This window comes from Paenibacillus sp. PAMC 26794 (assembly GCF_000316035.1).
Classification (GTDB): domain Bacteria; phylum Bacillota; class Bacilli; order Paenibacillales; family Paenibacillaceae; genus Paenibacillus.
The window spans coordinates 42581-60010 of the sequence record NZ_ANHX01000066.1; the positions used below are offsets into that span (position 1 = coordinate 42581).

Annotated in this window: 14 protein-coding genes; 3 read left to right on the forward strand and 11 right to left on the reverse strand. The window is 48.2% G+C overall.

Going from position 1 to position 17430, the window contains the following annotated elements; translation table 11 throughout:
- Positions 1-133: 133 nt before the first annotated feature.
- Positions 134-1567: a serine hydrolase gene (locus D829_RS0121940; RefSeq protein ID WP_017691086.1), complete on the forward strand. Its 1434-nt coding sequence runs from the start codon at positions 134-136 to the stop codon at positions 1565-1567.
- Between the two features lie 154 nt (positions 1568-1721).
- On the opposite strand, the gene D829_RS0121945 is transcribed toward D829_RS0121940, so the two are convergent.
- The 11 genes from D829_RS0121945 to D829_RS0122000 form a co-directional block, all read right to left on the reverse strand.
- On the reverse strand, positions 1722-4166 hold the full coding sequence (locus tag D829_RS0121945) for a hydrophobe/amphiphile efflux-3 (HAE3) family transporter (protein ID WP_017691087.1): 2445 nt from the start codon (positions 4164-4166) through the stop codon (positions 1722-1724).
- A 120-nt stretch (positions 4167-4286) separates the two neighbouring features.
- The gene (locus tag D829_RS0121950) at positions 4287-4589 is read right to left on the reverse strand and encodes a hypothetical protein (RefSeq protein ID WP_017691088.1); all 303 of its coding nucleotides are present in this window, start codon (positions 4587-4589) and stop codon (positions 4287-4289) included.
- A 13-nt stretch (positions 4590-4602) separates the two neighbouring features.
- A complete protein-coding gene (locus D829_RS0121955) occupies positions 4603-5403 on the reverse strand; it encodes a patatin-like phospholipase family protein (RefSeq protein ID WP_017691089.1) in 801 nt (266 codons plus the stop codon).
- 314 nt (positions 5404-5717) lie between these two features.
- Positions 5718-6395, reverse strand: coding sequence for a hypothetical protein (locus D829_RS0121965; protein WP_017691091.1), 678 nt, complete (start codon positions 6393-6395; stop codon positions 5718-5720).
- A gap of 183 nt (positions 6396-6578) precedes the next feature.
- Positions 6579-8273 (reverse strand): beta-N-acetylhexosaminidase, encoded by a 1695-nt coding sequence (gene nagZ / locus D829_RS0121970; RefSeq protein WP_017691092.1) that lies wholly within the window; start codon positions 8271-8273, stop codon positions 6579-6581.
- A gap of 66 nt (positions 8274-8339) precedes the next feature.
- Positions 8340-9536, reverse strand: a complete 1197-nt coding sequence (locus D829_RS0121975) for a DUF1343 domain-containing protein (RefSeq protein ID WP_017691093.1) — start codon at positions 9534-9536, stop codon at positions 8340-8342.
- Entirely contained in the window at positions 9536-10246 is a 711-nt protein-coding gene (locus D829_RS0121980; protein ID WP_017691094.1) for a hypothetical protein, read from the reverse strand. The genes D829_RS0121975 and D829_RS0121980 overlap by 1 nt, the downstream gene beginning before the upstream one ends.
- A gap of 432 nt (positions 10247-10678) precedes the next feature.
- Positions 10679-11788 carry a sn-glycerol-3-phosphate ABC transporter ATP-binding protein UgpC gene (gene ugpC / locus D829_RS0121985; RefSeq protein ID WP_017691095.1) on the reverse strand — a complete coding sequence of 370 codons (1110 nt, stop codon included), beginning with the start codon at positions 11786-11788 and terminating at the stop codon, positions 10679-10681.
- Positions 11789-11831: 43 nt separating this feature from the next.
- Positions 11832-12665, reverse strand: a complete 834-nt coding sequence (locus tag D829_RS0121990; protein ID WP_017691096.1) for a carbohydrate ABC transporter permease — start codon at positions 12663-12665, stop codon at positions 11832-11834.
- A gap of 64 nt (positions 12666-12729) precedes the next feature.
- The gene (locus D829_RS0121995) at positions 12730-13653 is read right to left on the reverse strand and encodes a sugar ABC transporter permease (protein WP_017691097.1); all 924 of its coding nucleotides are present in this window, start codon (positions 13651-13653) and stop codon (positions 12730-12732) included.
- 78 nt (positions 13654-13731) lie between these two features.
- Complete coding sequence (locus tag D829_RS0122000; RefSeq protein ID WP_017691098.1) at positions 13732-15084, reverse strand: extracellular solute-binding protein; 1353 nt, start codon at positions 15082-15084, stop codon at positions 13732-13734.
- Between the two features lie 363 nt (positions 15085-15447).
- Between D829_RS0122000 and D829_RS0122005 the strand changes: the two genes are divergently transcribed.
- Positions 15448-16404, forward strand: a complete 957-nt coding sequence (locus D829_RS0122005) for a BadF/BadG/BcrA/BcrD ATPase family protein (RefSeq protein WP_241230805.1) — start codon at positions 15448-15450, stop codon at positions 16402-16404.
- A 22-nt stretch (positions 16405-16426) separates the two neighbouring features.
- A complete protein-coding gene (gene murQ / locus D829_RS0122010) occupies positions 16427-17332 on the forward strand; it encodes an N-acetylmuramic acid 6-phosphate etherase (protein WP_017691100.1) in 906 nt (301 codons plus the stop codon).
- Positions 17333-17430 lie beyond the last annotated feature (98 nt).

Genomic DNA, 17430 nt, shown 5'->3' on the forward strand with positions numbered 1-17430 from the left:
ATCTGATCAGATGATATAGATTATATCCGCTAATCGTTTTTGACCCTCTAAGCGAGATCGTTTACAATGCTCATAAGTTGTCTATTCATGAAACGATTGGAAGGGGAGGATTCAAATCTTACGTAAGTCACACGTGCAACAACCTGTTTCCACGGTATATTCATCCATGTTCCGTATCCTGTTAGCGCTCATCCTGTGCGCAGGCCCGATCCTGGGACAAGCCGGTATCACGGCATCCGCAGCGCAGGCAACGCAAGCAGTTCACATTGAAGTGAATGGTGAGCAGCAATCCTGGAAGAACGCTCCACTTATAATCAAAGGCTCAACGTTTGTTCCACTGCGGGATGTGGTCACATCCGTTAAAGGCACGTTGAAATGGGATGCTCGCACCAAGACAGCTACCGTTACCGTTGGCAGAGACAAGCTGGTCCATCAGGCTGGCAGCAATTCCATTAAGGTAAACCAGGTCGATCTGGCTACAGGTGTGAATTCACGTACCGTTAACGGTACGTTGATGGTACCTGTCCGGGCCATGGCTAATGCAATCAAGGCAGACATTAAGGTCCAACGCACAGCCACGGGTCAGATGAGTGTCAATATGGTCACTGATCAGGTCAGCCTGCTGAATAGCGAGGTTGCCAGCGTGGATACATATCTGCGCGAGATCAACTATCCAGGTATGGCGCTGATTGCCCGCGATGGTGATGTTCTGCTAAGACAAGGCTACGGACTTGCCGATGAACAGACGCTGAATCGCCCGGATCAGAAGACCCGAATCGCATCGCTGAGCAAATCCTTCACGGCCGCGTCCATTCTGAGTCTCGTGGAGGAGGGTAAGATTAATGTGCAAGATCCAATCTCCAAGTATATCTCCGGTATACCGAAGGGAGATCAGATCACGCTGCATATGCTGTTATCCCAGACTTCAGGTCTGCCATCCGCATTTGGTCGGGATGAAGGAACTTCCATGGAAGAGACTGTAGAAGAGATTCGTCACAAAACGCTGAAGTTTGAACCGGGGAGTGCCTATCTATACAGCAACAGCGGGTATGTTTTGCTTGCATACGTCGTTGAACGGGTATCCGGTATGAGTTATGCCGATTATGTGCAGCAGACGATATTGAAACCACTTGGCATGAAAAATTCGGGAGAGGCTTCCCGTAAAGTGCATACGATTAGTGGTTTTGTTCAACAAAATAACACATGGGTAACTGCGCCTTACTATGTGTCTCAATCCGGGTCAGGAACCATCTATTCCACAGTGGACGATATGCTGAAATGGGATCGTGCGTTGTATACGGACAAGATTCTAAGCCAGGATACGATTGAACAGATGTATGAGCCTTACTCCGATAAAAACTATGGCTACGCCTGGATTCTCAAAGAGAATGGCACCAACCGTACCGTCTTCCACAACGGTAGTGGTGGCGGGTTTGCTACAGCCTTTTCACGTAATCTGTCCGATGATATCACCATTATCCTGCTCGGCAACCACGCAGGTATGGACATGACTTCACTTTTGGATGAAGTTGAGGCACAGACAGCCAAAGCACTACAATTGCAATAATCCATAATTAATCGCTTATACAAAGGGGGGCTACCCCAAATCGGGTTCCCCTCTCGCTCCAATCACCAACAAACCACAGTAACGTTATTCCGTCATAACATGGTGTCGATACTTACAAATCGCCCAATTGACGGAATAACGTCTCTGTAATTCGTTAAATATTTCTCCCCGACAATTCAGTAACGTCTTTGTCTTTGTCCAAAAGAACAATGATCGCCGGAAGTACAATTAAGGTACTAAGCAAGCACAGTAAAGTATCCAGGACAGTAGTCACCCCAAATAGCTTGACCACTTCAAAGTTAGTAAACATCAGAGCGCTGAAACCCCCTACCACAGTGAGACCCGAAGCTGTAATAGCACGTCCTACTTTTGTCATCGCCGTAACAATGGCTGCCTTTTTATCCAAACCGTTTGCCTTTTCTTCCAAATAACGCTCCATAAACAATATTGTAAATTCGGTACCAATGCCTAACACAAGTGCACCAAGGACAGCCGTTAATGGGTTGATGTCAATCCCTAGTATGAAGAGTAACGCTGTCGACCAACCATTAACCAAGATAATAGGTAGGATCGGAAAGAAAGCTCGTTTAAAACTGCGGTAAATTATAAATAGTCCTAACAAAATGGCAATTAGTCCAGTAAATAACGATGTGTGCCGGCTATCCGTCAGACCATTTAGGCTTTTTACCTGTAAAACTTGAATACCAACTGGGTTAGCACTAACTCCATCAGGAAGATTGCTATATTGCTCCAAGCGACTCAGCAGTTTCTCTTGATCCTGGGTGCTAATATTATCAATAGTAAAAGAAATATGAGCCATACTCCGATCTTCTGACAAATACGGAGCAGTGATCTCTGATGGGAGTTGATCTAATATCTTCTCAATAGTGGTGGAGTCAGCTGTGACAACATCAGGCTGAATCGCAGACATGGCATTAATGATACTTGCGCTCTGCGTTATCTCTGGGTTATCCATAGCGGCATGCTTTTGAAACGAATCCATCCACTGTATAACTTCTGGTTGTGTTACATCCTGCGCTTCGATCATCCAATCCAAGGTCAATGTGTTGCCCATCACCTCGCGAATCTCATTTAATTCAACCAAAGCAGGAGCTTTTTGAGGCATGAGTTTCTCAATATTACTCTCTACATTCAGTTTGTGGTCCACACTAAACCCTGCGATGGCCACAATAAGGGGAAGGATCAGCATTGCTTTGGGATGTTTAATCACGTACTTCGCCAAGCCACCTAAAGCGCGTTCGACCACATTGCCAGCCTTTCCTTTACGCAACTTAATGCCCTTGCGATCTCTAAGTGTAAGGATGGGAAGGAGAAGAAAAAGACCTACCGTGTACATGATACATACGCCTACTGCTAACATTAGACCAAAATCTTTGATCATCGGCATCTCCGAGAACAGCAAGGTTAGGAAGCCGGCAGCCATAATGATGACCGCTATACCAACAGCAGGAGCCATATGTCTTACAGCAGCAGCCATTGCTTTGGATGAATCCTCTTTTTTTACTAATTCCTCTTCGTAACGGTTATGGAACTGTAGTGCAAAGTCAGTACCAAGCCCGATCAATATAGGTAACAACGCCATGGTTGCTATACTCAGCGGCATATCCATGTAGCCCATAAGTCCAAAAACCCACACCATACCTATCATAACAACAGGTAACGATAGTAAACGCCAACGAACTGGGAATATAAGCAGCAGCACTATTATCATTAATATAATGACTGTCAGCAACATAGTGCCAATGTCTTTTGAGATGAAGTCATCTATGGTTTTGGATATAGCGGGTATTCCGGAAAACAAAGAATGGGTTTGTTCAATCGAATGTTCATTAATGATCTGCTCTAACTGATCGGTCGCTTCCGACATTTCTTGTAAGGTCAACCCACTTTTAAGCTGTATATTGAATAAAACACTGTGACCATTTTCTGGTAGTAACTGTGCAACGGCTTTTTGAGGTGCACCCGACTCATCAAACAGGGCATAGCGCACAAAAGCCTCATTGGTCGAGGTCAATTCACCAATCTCGTTCATTTGACGAATCTGTTCTCCATATTGAGCAGCGATTGCCTGTTCTGCTTGTTGTTTCGCCGCATCAACTGCCTGTGCTTGTTGTTTCTCATCTCCCCCTTTCATCTTTACAGCAGTCGCTGCCTCAGTCATTGCTTGCTGAATTTGGTTTGTCATTTGTTCTTGCATTTGACTCGATTGCTGCTCAGCCTGCTGTGCAAAAGCATTGGCAATGGATACCGGGCTGGTCACTGAAAAGACCTTGTCACTTGCGGCAAGTTCCTGCTGAAGGCTGTTTAGCCTCGCCAGTGTTTCATTATTCAAAAGTAGATTGTCACTTCCGCGCAGTAACAATACGAGACTTTCTCCCCCAAATTGATTCTGAAAGCGTTCATTGTGAATGGACACTGGAGAATCCTTGGACAGCAGCATATCCACACTCGTTTTTACCTCAACACGAGTTAGTCCATACCCCATTCCTCCAGTAATTAATGCCATAATGATAACAAGCAAAATAGCTCGTTTGGTTATCAACATTCCTAAGTTGTTAAAAAGATTTTTTAGAAACAATTCTCTCACTCCAATTCTATTGTTTATACACAAAAGACCCAAAAACTAGGGATACACCGTATAAGAAGCCTCCAGAGTATCGTTTGTCCCCCCACTGATGGAGCAACACTGGCACCCCCGTTAGTTGTGCAAATCTTTATTTTGCTCAAGTGCAAGCACACGAAGCTTTAACTGCTCAAGCTCCTCCAAGACCACTTGGCTTTGTTCAGACCATATCGTTTGAACCCTTTCGGTAACCCTTGCTTCCATCTGGCGCTCCTCTTCTTCCTTACGGTGGACCAGCTTATCTGCTAATGAGCGGATCTCCAGACGTCCCACCTCTCCTTTTTTAACTAACTCACCCACGGTTAATGTGATTTGTTCTTTACCTGTAGCCGCCAAACCAATCCCCAGCAGCATCGCTTTTTCTAACGTTGTTTTCATTATTTCAGCTCCTTTAAGATAATGATTTACTTTTTGCCATACGAATTTGATGCTTAAGCTCTTCCATACTTCGTTCAGCAGCCTCTTCTCCCGCATTGATGCATTCCTGTGTCTTGGTAAAGTCAAAGGCTGCATAAGAGCCCACGTCGGGACGGATCACAAAATCTGCCAGTCTCAGGCTTGCATGTTTACGCTCCGCTGTCATTAGGCTGTACGAGCGATAAACCACTTCGAACATATTGCGGGGCGGCTTATTCTCATGCTCTCTCGCCACATCCACGGCAATAACAAAGGCGGTATCCTCGCTCATTGCCTCCTCCACCGGCAAATTGTTCAATACCCCGCCATCCACAAGCATTTGATCTCCATCCATCAGTGGCGCAAAAACACCTGGAAATGCAGTGGTGGCTCGGAGGGCAGTGCCTAACTCACCTTCATCCAGCACCACCTGCTTACCTTTGTTCAGATCAACCGCGATTGCTCTGAATTCGATTGGGAACTGTTCAATTCGCAAGTCATGTTTACCATGTCTTTGCAGCAATTCGTTGATCGTATTATGAACCGTATTGCCGGCAAACAAGCCTCGGTTCCGTATTCCTAAATCTAGCAAACGATACTTTGGTGTTTTAAGCAGCAACTGTTCAATATCCCAAGCAGGGATACCTGCAGCATACAAGCCCCCAATTGCCCCACCCATGCTTGTGCCCACGATACGATCTATCTGGATTTCATGTCTCTCAAAAGCCTTCAAAACCCCTAGATGCGCCAGCCCCCTGACAGCTCCACCGCCCAAAACAAGTCCTGTTTTCCCCATATTGCACTCCACTTCTATCGGGTTTTCTGTATTTCAGGATAATTTACTTCTGCTGATCCCGGTGTAATTGGACGATGTGCCACAAAATGCCTCCATTGCGCATAAAAGCTGTACAACAGAGTTCCGGTAAGCATTGCTGTGCATATGGATAAATCTTGAACCACCCACCATAGCAGGATCGTAAGAATAAGGCAGTACATCAAGCCAACTTGGTTAATAAAAAACATGTGCTGGATATCCTCCGGGAGTGGTTCATAGTCAATCTCCTTTCAAAAAACACAAAAGACCCAAAAACTCCAAAAGCAGAAGCTTTGTCAAGCTAAAGCTTCGTGCAGCATATCTGACAACAGTCGTCGGTCCTGACTCGACAGCTCGTCCATGATACGGAGAAATTCGGATACCAGTCCTGTAAATTCGTCCCCAAGTTCGTCATTGATGGCTTGGATAATCGTACCGAGAACCGTCCCAACAAACATAAGCGTTCCATTCTCACTGTTCGGTGTTTTGCTGACCACCATACGGATCAACATTTCAGTTCTGCCACCAAGCTTCTTTACATAAACAAGCAGCAGTCCGAGAATATAGCCGCAAAACTCGATGTTGGATGACTTGGAGGGAATTTCATTCATCAAATTTCGGATCAGGTCGTTAATATTGCCATTCTTTACGTTTTTCAGCAGACTGCGGATATGAGCCACGGTCTGTTCCCAGTCGGCCAGATTATAGGAATCGCTTAGGTTTTGCTTAAACAAATCGGCAGCCTTGCCTGTGGGAGCAAACACGACCTGTGAACGTCCAGTTTCCTTGGAGTTCACTTCATAGCTACGAGTCACAAACCCGAGTTTCTCGATTTCCTTCAGCATGTCATACGCAGTCCATTTGCTGACTCCCAATGAACGGGCCAATGTCTCATAATGAATAGGCAAGCTGCTGCGCTGATACAGTTCAACCAGTTTCCTCAACAATTGCAACCGTCGTTTCGTAAGTGGCATGAATGCACCTCAAGAGTTTTTGTTTTTTGGTTTTTTGTGCTTTTTAATATTATCACTCACTTCCTCTGCTCGTCAAACTGAATTAAAGTTATAACAACACCAATAAGGGGCGTCCCCTGTCATGCTCATGACGTATAGAACAGCCCCTTATTTTATTCATATGTTTATGTTGCCGATATATCGTTATTGTCTATCTATGGATACAGGAAGTTTCCCCGCAAAAGGAATACGTCCCATCAGCGCCCGAGCGACGCTATCCATGGCAAATGGTCGGCTCTCGTAAGCCGCTACATAGACCTGGACATCCGGAATCGCCAGCAGATCATAGGGGCTTCGCAGTGCCACAACCGTCAATGGTTTGCCCAATTGCTGCAACCAGCCGATCAATCTGCACTGCGGATCGCCGGAGGGGCTTCCTGCATTGTACGTCCCCACCACAATCTGCCGAATGTCTTCCTCTTCCGCCGCCTGAAGCAGACGGGCGGAACAGATGGCAACCTCTTCGGTCGTGACCGTCAGATCGACAACATCCAGACCATAGTTGGATAAGGCTGATCCTAAAGTGAACGCCTGAGTCAGCTGTTCGTCGGCAATTGTCGTCACGGACGTGGCAACCGTTATGACCAGCGTGCGTTCCGGCTTCAAAGGCAGCATATTCAGCTGATCGCGCACCAGTGTGATACTATTCTCGTTAATACGGCGGGCAACCTCTTGATGTAATGAACTGTTGCGCTCCGACCCACTGGATATAGCAGGAGCGTTGGATGCCTTTGGCAATGATGCATTCGATACTACACCATACACTTCATCATCACCTGCACCGCCCATTCCACTCTCCAACAAACCACGCTTCGCCTTGTACATCAGCAAACGATTCACCGACTCATCAATACGTCTCTCGCTAATCCGCCCGCTCCTCACAGCTGCTAACAATGCTTCAAATGCCTCTGCTTGAAGCTTAGCCGTATGGCTAATTAACACCAGATCTGCCCCGGCCTCTACCGCCATTACGGCTGCATCGACAGTACCATAATTCACGGCAATGGCATCCATCTCCATGCAATCTGTCACGATCATGCCCTGATAACCCAGTTCCTGGCGAAGCAGACCGCTTAATACGGTTTGTGATAACGTTACGGGCAGACGCTCTGGCTCCAGTGCAGGGAAATAAATATGGGCCGACATCATGGCATCGACACCTTCGGCGATAGCGGCTCGGAATGGAATCAACTCCAGTCGCTCCACCCGTTCCCGATCATGAGTGATGATCGGGAGGTCCAGATGGGAATCGGTATCCGTATCCCCATGCCCCGGGAAATGCTTGGCTGTGGCTGCAATCCCAGCGTCCTGTATTCCCGCAATGGTTCTGGCTCCATATTCTGCAACGGATTGTGGAGATTCGCCGAATGATCGTACACCGATGACCGGATTGGCTGCGTTATTGTTCACATCCAATACCGGAGCAAAGTTCATGTTAATGCCCATGGACTTCAGCTCCAACCCACTGATATATGCCGCCTGATACGCATCGTCAATGGAACCGGCAGCGGCAATAGCCATTTGTCCAGGCATCAGAGCGATCCCTTCGGTAATGCGGGCAACCATCCCACCCTCCTGATCCATGGATATCCAGAGCGGCACATTACCGCTGCTTTTGGCAATCTGTTGTAACCCTAACGATAACTGCTCTACCTGCTCTGGCGACTCAACGTTGCGTGCAAAGTAGATCACGCCACCGATGGGATAATTTCGGAGAAAGGGCTCCACATCGCCAGCAGCTTCAGTACCATGAAAGCCGCAAAGCAGCATTTGCCCGACTTTCTCACGCAAGGTCATCTGTTTCAGCTTCGACTTGTATAACTCTTTTTGCCTACTCATTCCTTACCTCCTCCCAATGACAAATCTCAGTGCATTATGCGATCATCCATTCATCAACATTAATCTTTATGGGTACAGGAAAAACGGCTTCCGCCGTTCCTTCCATTCCGCTGCCTGTGCATTCCACGCTTCCATTAAACGAACGAAGCCCGCGCGGTCATGAATGCCTTCCCTGACTCCCCTGCCCCCGGTTAACAGATCAATGAAATAGCGGGAACTCGGCTGTGGTGGCTCAAGCCAGCAGAATTGCTCCGGATAGAGTGAAACCAGTTCATGCAGAAGCACCAACCCTGTCTCTACCGCCCGGAATTTCCTGCTGTCCGTTACAAAAATCCTTACACCACCACACAGCTCACCTGCATGTTTGGAGAATGTTGGGGACATGTACACTGGATGCACATGCACACCTTCCAGCTTGTATTCCCGAAATCGTTCCGCCAAACGCTCCCCCTCAACCCAGGGTGCTCCAATCCACTCGAATGGGCGGGTCGTGCCCCTGCCCTCCGATACATTAGTGCCTTCGAACAGGCACGTACCCGCATATACCCGCACACTGTCCAGCGTGGGCATATTGGGAGAGGGTAGCATCCAGGGTAGCCCACAATCCGCAAACTCCATGGAGCGCTGCCATCCTTCCATGGCAACCACGTCCAATTCGCAAGGTACATCCATCTCGCTGTTGACCATCAGGGCGAGTTCACCTACCGTCAATCCGGTACGTACAGGTACACCCCAAGCGCCAACGAGTGATTCATACCCCGCGTTCAGCACACCGCCTTCCACAACGTTTCCACCCAGCGGATTGGGACGGTCCAGAATCAGCATACGTTTGCCTGCTCCAGCACATGCATCCATCATATGGAACAAGGTTGAGGCATACGTGTAATAACGGATGCCCACATCCTGAATGTCGAACAGTACCGTATCCACTCCAGCCAGCATTGCAGGCGTAGGTTTCTTGTAATTTCCATACAGGCTGAACACCGGAATGTCCAGACGTGGATGAAGCATATCTCCGAATCTGACACCCGCCTGAAGCTCTCCATCCAGTCCGTGCTCACACGCATAGAGCGCTGTAAGCTCGGCATTAGCCAGTCCTGCGCACACATCTATTGTCGATACAAAATCCGCTGTAATACCAGTCGGGTTTGTAATTAGACCGATTCGATTACCCGTTATCCATGGATGCGATAGCCCTCTGGACAGAAGATCAACTCCCGTTTTTACAGCCGGGATCTGCTCGGTCCCCTTCAACTGCCCCATCACACATTCCCCTGGCTGATCCAGCCTGTATGCTGGTGATCATTACCGCCTGTTACGACAGGCTCTTCTTCAGGCTCCAGCACATTAAGAGCGACCTTATGCTGATAGATGGCAATCATACCTCCAAACAGCGCTCCGAAACCAACAACAGTCAGCATCAGCAAAGCAGTCAGGCACATGGCCTGAATGCAAGCGCCCATCGTGTACCCCGGGTGACGAAAGAACAGCTTTACACTTTCCCCCATTGCCTGAACGATGCCCATGTTTTTTTGTAAAACAAGCTGCCAGGTATAGAACTGTGACATCAGCGCCATGAGAACAAAGAACGTCTGGAATACGCCCACTGCTGTACCTGTAATTCCACCCTGTCCACCGTAATACCACCAGGTTGACCATAGAATGAAGCCAAGCACCGCGAAAAGCACACCCACCGAGCCTCCCGGGATTATTCCCTTCAACGTTCCGATCCAGATATCCTTAAGCCCATTGCGCCGTTCCTTACGTTCCAATCTGTGATGCACGGCATAACAGACACCGAACAGGATGGGCATATATATCAAGGCCAGAAGCAGTATAGCGATCGGCAGCGGAGCAAACATCAGAATGGGAACCAATACGATGGAACTAACGACACTGTACAAGGCCACCGGAATAATATCCCGATAGATTTCCGCGCCCGACTTGATCAATACTTCACTCAGCTTACGCATTTTTATTCTCCCTTCTATATAAGTTGGGCTAAACATTTACACGATAACGGAGAAAACAGAACAAATCTGGAGAAGCGAAGCGTTAGCCCACAAGGGCTGTCTTAAAAGGGCTCCCCATTTCGGTTGGCTTGGCCGCACCGCCGGTCAGTATGTTGTACCAAACTTGCAACGTGCTAACGAATCTACCGCACCTTAAACGACGGATTTTCGAGGCATGCCAATTGTAACGAACTTCAGTGCCGTTATTTCGGTACAAACAAGGTGTCAGAGCCTAAAAAACAACATCTTCGAGTAAATAACGTCTCTGTGATTCGTTACATTTCAAACCGGTGCAAATGAGAGCGAATAACGTGTGTAAGGTTCCTTAAAACCAAATGATAACGAGCAAAGAATAATACACATTCACGCTCATTGCTTTTAGGACAGCCGCACTTACTCCCGTCCAATCGCAAGCTCCGTCTCTGGATCGAAAAAGTGTGCCTTACGCAGGTCCAATACAAAATTTTTGTCCATGCCTACATAAGCATGTGTTTCGGGGTGAACCTTAGCCGTAACGGTACGGGCACCGGAATGGAAATACACCAAATTCTCGGATCCCAGATGTTCTACAACCTGAACTCGCGCCTGCAGCATATGGTCTGTCGGGATATTCGGAGCGACATCGTCACCAAAAATATGCTCTGGACGCAGACCCATAATCACCGGCTTGCCTTGATGACTCTGAAGACGAGCGAGTACATCTGCTGGCAAAGTGAATGATGCTCCCTCGATGACAACCTGCGTGCCTTCAATCCGGGCATCAATGAAATTCATCGCCGGGGAACCGATAAATCCGGCAACAAACATATTCCGCGGACTCGCATACAGTTCTTTCGGTGAAGCCACCTGCTGGATATCTCCATGGTTCATGACCACGATGCGTTCCCCAAGTGTCATGGCCTCAACCTGATCATGTGTCACATACACAATCGTGGCACCGAGACGTTTATGCAGCTCTCCCAACTCCACCCGCATCTGCACCCGCAACTTGGCATCCAGATTGGACAGTGGTTCGTCGAATAAAAATACCTGCGGATCACGGACGATTGCCCGTCCCACCGCAACACGCTGGCGCTGACCACCAGACAGCTCGCGTGGTTTGCGCTCCAGCATTGCTTCCAGTCCAAGAATGGAGGCCGCATTCTGCACCTGTTCATCAATATAGGACTTTGGCTTTTTCAGATTTTTCAGGCCAAAGGAAAGATTCTCACGGATGGTCATATGCGGATAGAGTGCATAATCCTGAAACACCATTGCGATATCCCGATCCTTCGGATGCAGATCGTTAACAAGCCGGTCACCGATCACAATATCACCGCTCGTTTGCTTTTCAAGTCCGGCAATCATCCGCAGTGACGTCGTCTTGCCACAGCCCGAAGGACCCACAAACACTACGAATTCCTTATCTTCTATAACAAAGTCCGAGCCGGCCACAGCCGTGAACGTTCCTTTATGATCGTCTTTGAATTCTTTGCGCACTTGGCGAAACTCCACGCGTGCCATAGGTAGATCCCCCTTTACGTTATCGCTTGTCCTGAACTAACAGTTAACCTTTTACCGCACCGATCGTAATGCCCTGTAGGAAATAACGTTGCAGTGAGAAAAACAGAATGATCATGGGCAGCGCACCTATTGTAGCCCCAGCCATCATTGCGCCGAAGTCCGTTGATTCGGCAAATACAAACGAGGCCAGCCCCACCTGAATGGTACGCATCTCGTTGGAATTGGTAATGAGGAACGGCCAGAAGAATTCATTCCACGAAGCTACAAACGTGAATATCGCCAGCACCGCGATTCCTGGCTTCGCCATCGGCAAAATGACTTTCCAGAAGATGCCGAACTCACTACATGCATCGATACGCGCCGCATGTATCAGCGATGTGGGCAGCGTAGACATGAACTGTTTCATCAAGAAAATGTTGCCTACACTAACGGCAGCAGGCAGAATAATGGCCGTATACGTGTCCCCTAGGTCAAACACGTTGACCATCAGAATGTACAAAGGAATCAGTGTAACCTGCGCCGGGATCATCATGGTCCCAAGCAAAGTCCAGAATACCGCCTGACTACCAGGAAACTTCAGTTTGGCAAACGCATATCCCGCCAGGGAGGCGAAGAATACATTCGTTACGGTCAGAATGATCGAGATAAGCAGCGAATTGTACAGCCAGCGCCAGGCATCAGTTTTGGCAAAGAAGCGCTCATATGGTGATAATGACAACTGCTCCGGAATCATCTGTGGTTTAAACGAAGCCGACATCGCACTATCCTGCACCGAACCAACGAGCATCCAATACATCGGAATGACCGTCACCAGCGCCCAGACCACCAGCAGAATGGATGCAACAACGAGCAGGATCTTTTTCTGTGTTGATTTCATGGATTTTATTCACCCCCGGATGCTTAATGCAACGTGCTCTAATAGTCCGTGTTTTGAACTACCTCTAATACTCAATATCGCTGGAGAAATATTTGAACTGTATGACGGAGATGACAATGATGATAATCGCCAGTACGAACGACTGAGCCGAAGCCAATCCGAACTCATAGAACTTGAATGCCGTCTCATAGATCAGATAAGCGATTGTAGTTGTCGCAAAGTTTGGTCCACCCTGTGTCATCAGATATACCGAGATAAACACCTGGAAGGATGTAATGACACCCGTGACGAGCAGATACAGCGTCGTTGGTTTGAGCAGCGGCCATGTAATCTTGCTGAACTGGGTCCAGCCGCTGGCATGATCAATATCCGCCGCCTCGTACAGCGATTTCGGAATACCACCCATGGCTGCCAGATACAGAATAATGCCCGCTCCGTGCGATCCAAGCCAGTTCATCAGAATGAGGGAAAAGAGTGCCGTTCCCGACTGGCCCAGCCAGATTACCGGGTCAAGGCCGAACAGACCGAGGAAACGGTTGAGCAGTCCTGAATCCGTCGGGTCAAAGATCGCCAGCCATACAATGGAGATGGTCACCCCGGAGGCTACCGCAGGCAGATACATGGTAGCTTTGAAAAATGTCTGCCATTTGCTTTTCATTTGATAGATGAAATAGGACAGTACAAATGTAATGAGAATATTGACCGGGACTGTGCCTACGGTGAAGATCACCGTATTTTTAATCGACTTCCAGAACGTCTCATCTTTCACCAGTCGCTCGTAGTTATCCAATCCAACCCACGTCGAGTTCATAATGTTGTATTTCTGGAAGCTCATCACAAGAGCCGTCAGAACGGGATACAGTGTGAAAATGAGAAACAGCAGGACAGGCGCCAAAATAAACAAATACGCCCACCCGTAGTCTCGCCAAAACCGGGCAACCCGGGAAGTCCGGGGCACAGACGGTTTTGGCGCAAGGGCGGTCTGCATGGCGAATCCTCCTCTCCTAATCAGTGTGATTATGCATGTTGCTTATGGTCCGATTAACACCCGAAAGAATGGTCCGAGTTATTGTCCGAACATCTGCTGGCCTTTGCTCTTGAAGTCTTCTGCGATCTGCTCCGGTGATTTTTCACCCGAGAACAGCGCCTGAATATTAGGCTTCACAACCTGTTCCTTGAATTGTTTTTGCTGAGATGCCTTGTCGATATCCAGTTCCAGTACAACCGGCATCGCGATATTCTCTGCCATGACTTTTGCAGCAGCCAGATTATCCGGTTGACCAAGCTCTTTTCCTTTAAACAGATCCACTTGGGACTGTCTTACGAATGGAAGCGCAAGTTCATTGGCCGAGTTCCCTGCTTTGGCACCACTAAGCGCCTCCATCACCAGGAACGTATTTTTGGCATGCTGTTCGCCCTTGTCCTTTTTCTGTTTGAAGGCTACATACCCTTCGCCGCCCATTGTCGTGGCCGCAGGTTGATCATCATTATGCGGTACAGGCAGCAGGACAAAATCAATCTTCTCTCCCTGCACCTTGCCATCATTGATGTCCTTATTGCGGTTCTGAATCATCACATCATAATAAGGAATCGCTTTGGAGATGATCGCCGTTTCTCCCGCGTAGAACATATCCGTCCGCTTTGCTGGAGCAAGAGCCGCCGTTTCCTTCGGCATATACCCTTGATCCATCAGGTTTTTGATAAAAGAGAGGGTATCCAGAATGCGCCCATCATTCCATTGGAACGTGCCGTCTTTATCAAGAACATCAATCATCCCGTTATTCCGGGACAGCATTTCAATGAAGTCAAGCGAGGTTCCGTCGGTAACCAGTGCATATTGCTTGGCCCCGCCATCCAGCGTTTTGGTCAGCTTGGCAGCAGCATCGTTGAATTCGGACCAGGTCCAGCCATTTTGTTGAATGGACTTCCAATCAATGCCCGCTTCCTCCAGAATGCGTTTGTTACCACCCCATGCCCATTGGAATTGATACAACGGTAGTCCGTACTGTTTCCCCTGAATCTGGCCTAAATCAAGCGTACCTGGCAGGTAGTCGTCCTTGATCTCAGGTGTCAGGTAGCTGTCCAGCTCAAGTGCCAATCCCGTATTCACATATGTGCCGTCTACACTATGAAAGTAAAGATCCGGCGGGTTGCCCGCGTTCAAAGCGACATCGAATTTTTTGGGCCCTTCCGCCCAGGAGAGCATTTCCGTCTTCACGGTAATGTTCGGGTGTTCTTTATTGAAATCAGAGATTAGATCCTTCAGTTCATCTTCATATGTGCCATGTACAGGATAGGTCCATACCGTTACCGTATCATCGGCATTCGGATCATCCGAAGCAGCACCTCCGCTATTCCCACAGGCAGTAACCCAGACCATCATCAACAACATTGCCCATACCAGACCCTTCTTTTTCATCCCTTCATCTCCTTCGCATGTCATCATCCGATTCTTTCATTGCCTAACCATGCTACCCCTTTTGTGATCATTCGGCCTTTAAACGGCATCCACCTATACACGCGGCAGTAAGGAAAAGCACCTCCCCTGTAGATTGGGCCTGCCAGTCGCAGGCTAAATCTCTTAAATGCAATATTAACGTCAACTTAATTGACATTAACAGTATTAATTCCTTCCAAAATTATAGATTGAATTCATTATATGAGTTGTAAAATAAAAATTCAACATTATTTTTTATTATAAAATTTAATTTTACTTTTTCTTTTCATGCAACTATACTATGTAAAAAGAAAACCCAAGCAAGCGAGGTGAGCCACTTTGCGAGTGTATGTAGGCGTGGATGGAGGCGGTACCAATACTGATGCAGCAATCATTTCTGAATCTGGTGAAATTCTCGCCCGACTCAGCGGCGGTCCTACGAATCCTCACAGCGTATCAACTGAACAGGCCATTTCCGAACTGCAACGAGTGCTGGAACAGCTATTTAATCTAATAAGTGATTTATCGACAAATTGTGAGGCTATATGCCTTGGTATGTCAGGTATAGATACGATCCAAGAACGGCAACTTATAGCCGAAGCAGTAAATAACTATATGAAGAGTCGTAATCAACAGGGAGCAGAAGGCTGTCCCGTCTGGGTTGTATCCGAAGGAGAGATTGCTCTGATGGCCTCTCTCGGACATACGCACGGTGTATTATGCATCTCTGGAACAGGGTCCATCGTGTACGGATTTACGCTGGAAGGAGAGCGATACCGTGCAGGAGGCTGGGGTCATCTGCTCGGAGATGAGGGGAGCGGATATCGTATTGGGCAGCGTGCACTCCAAGTGGTTATGCAGAGTTATGACGGTGTTCTTCCTCCAACCCGTTTAACCCCGCTTCTTCTAAAGAATCTGAACCTTCGGGATATATCGGAGCTAAAGACGCAGGTGTATCAGACGGATTGGGGCAAAACCGAGACCGCATCTATCGCCCGCTTAGCTATAGAAGCAGCTGAACTCGGAGATGAGGCCTCCCGGTCACTGATCATGGACGAAGCCTCACAATTGGCGGATACCGCCAAAGCGCTGATTGCCCGTCATCCCGAATTTGCATCTACTCCGGTTGTCCTGTCCGGATCACTGTTTCGATACGCTGCACTTTTCCGAAATACATTTATTCAGAAGTTATCCGGATATTATGGAGAGTTGGACTTTGTATATCGTGAAGATGCCCCCGCTCCAGCGGTTGGCGCAGCACAACTGGCAAGAAGACGCTGTTCCCTGAATGAATCATTTTAAAAGAGAGAAGGAGGCCATACGGATGAATCACATGCTGAATTCACTACTAACGGAACAACCCAATCCACTAACGGATCATATAGATGAATTGCCTTCGGCAGAAATTATGGAGCTCATTAATAAGGAAGATCAACGGATTGCGGAGCTCATCCAGCCCCTGATTCCGGTCATTGCTCAAGCGGCGGATCGGATCTTGAAGGCGTTTCAGTCTGGCGGCAGGCTATTTTATGTAGGCGCAGGTACCAGTGGACGATTAGGAATACTTGACGCTTCGGAATGCCCGCCTACCTACGGAACCCCGCCCTCCATGGTGCAGGGTATTATTGCAGGGGGATTCCGGGCAGTGAAGGACCCGGTTGAAGGTGCTGAAGATAGTGAGGAGTTGGGAGCTGCGGACCTTGATGAACAGGGCTTAGACAAAAACGACGTCGTGGTTGGCATTGCAGCCAGTGGACGAACGCCGTATGTGCTGGGTGCGATGAGACACGCCAAGGAGATCGGGGCTACAGTGATCAGCTTGAGCAATAATGCAGGCACGCCGATGACCCTGTTGGCTGATGTGAGCATTGAGGCTGTTGTCGGCCCAGAGGTTGTCATGGGTTCAACACGTATGAAGGCAGGCAGCGCCCAGAAAATGATTCTGAACATGCTCACCACTACCGCCATGATTCGTCTGGGCAAGGTTTACCGTAATTTCATGGTTGATCTGAACCCTTCGAACGAGAAGCTTGTCCATCGGGCCAAACGCATGATTCATCTGGCAACCGGAGCAAATGAAGCGGATATTGAAGAAGCTTTTGCAGGTGCAGACGGTCATGTAAAAACGGCAATCGTCATGCTGATGGCAGGCGTGGACGCAACGGAAGCCCAGCACAGGCTTGATCTGGCTGACGGTTTTGTCCGTAGAGCCATTGCGGGGCCTTCCTGAGCCGTACAGGGGGATATTTCTAGAGGTTGAAAGAGAGGAGCCCAACATTAGTCTGGGCTCTTTTTTTGATTTTTTTATACTAGAAGCGGATATAATCC

What these genes read in the sequence shown, in the direction of transcription:
- D829_RS0121950 (WP_017691088.1), bottom strand. Translation starts at nt 4,589, where the DNA reads ATGAAAACAACGTTAGAAAAAGCGATGCTGCTGGGGATTGGTTTGGCG.
- D829_RS0121955 (WP_017691089.1), bottom strand. Translation starts at nt 5,403, where the DNA reads ATGGGGAAAACAGGACTTGTTTTGGGCGGTGGAGCTGTCAGGGGGCTG.
- D829_RS0121965 (WP_017691091.1), bottom strand. Translation starts at nt 6,395, where the DNA reads ATGCCACTTACGAAACGACGGTTGCAATTGTTGAGGAAACTGGTTGAA.
- nagZ (WP_017691092.1), bottom strand. Translation starts at nt 8,273, where the DNA reads ATGAGTAGGCAAAAAGAGTTATACAAGTCGAAGCTGAAACAGATGACC.
- D829_RS0121975 (WP_017691093.1), bottom strand. Translation starts at nt 9,536, where the DNA reads ATGGGGCAGTTGAAGGGGACCGAGCAGATCCCGGCTGTAAAAACGGGA.
- D829_RS0121980 (WP_017691094.1), bottom strand. Translation starts at nt 10,246, where the DNA reads ATGCGTAAGCTGAGTGAAGTATTGATCAAGTCGGGCGCGGAAATCTAT.
- ugpC (WP_017691095.1), bottom strand. Translation starts at nt 11,788, where the DNA reads ATGGCACGCGTGGAGTTTCGCCAAGTGCGCAAAGAATTCAAAGACGAT.
- D829_RS0121990 (WP_017691096.1), bottom strand. Translation starts at nt 12,665, where the DNA reads ATGAAATCAACACAGAAAAAGATCCTGCTCGTTGTTGCATCCATTCTG.
- D829_RS0121995 (WP_017691097.1), bottom strand. Translation starts at nt 13,653, where the DNA reads ATGCAGACCGCCCTTGCGCCAAAACCGTCTGTGCCCCGGACTTCCCGG.
- D829_RS0122000 (WP_017691098.1), bottom strand. Translation starts at nt 15,084, where the DNA reads ATGAAAAAGAAGGGTCTGGTATGGGCAATGTTGTTGATGATGGTCTGG.
- murQ (WP_017691100.1), top strand. Translation starts at nt 16,427, where the DNA reads ATGAATCACATGCTGAATTCACTACTAACGGAACAACCCAATCCACTA.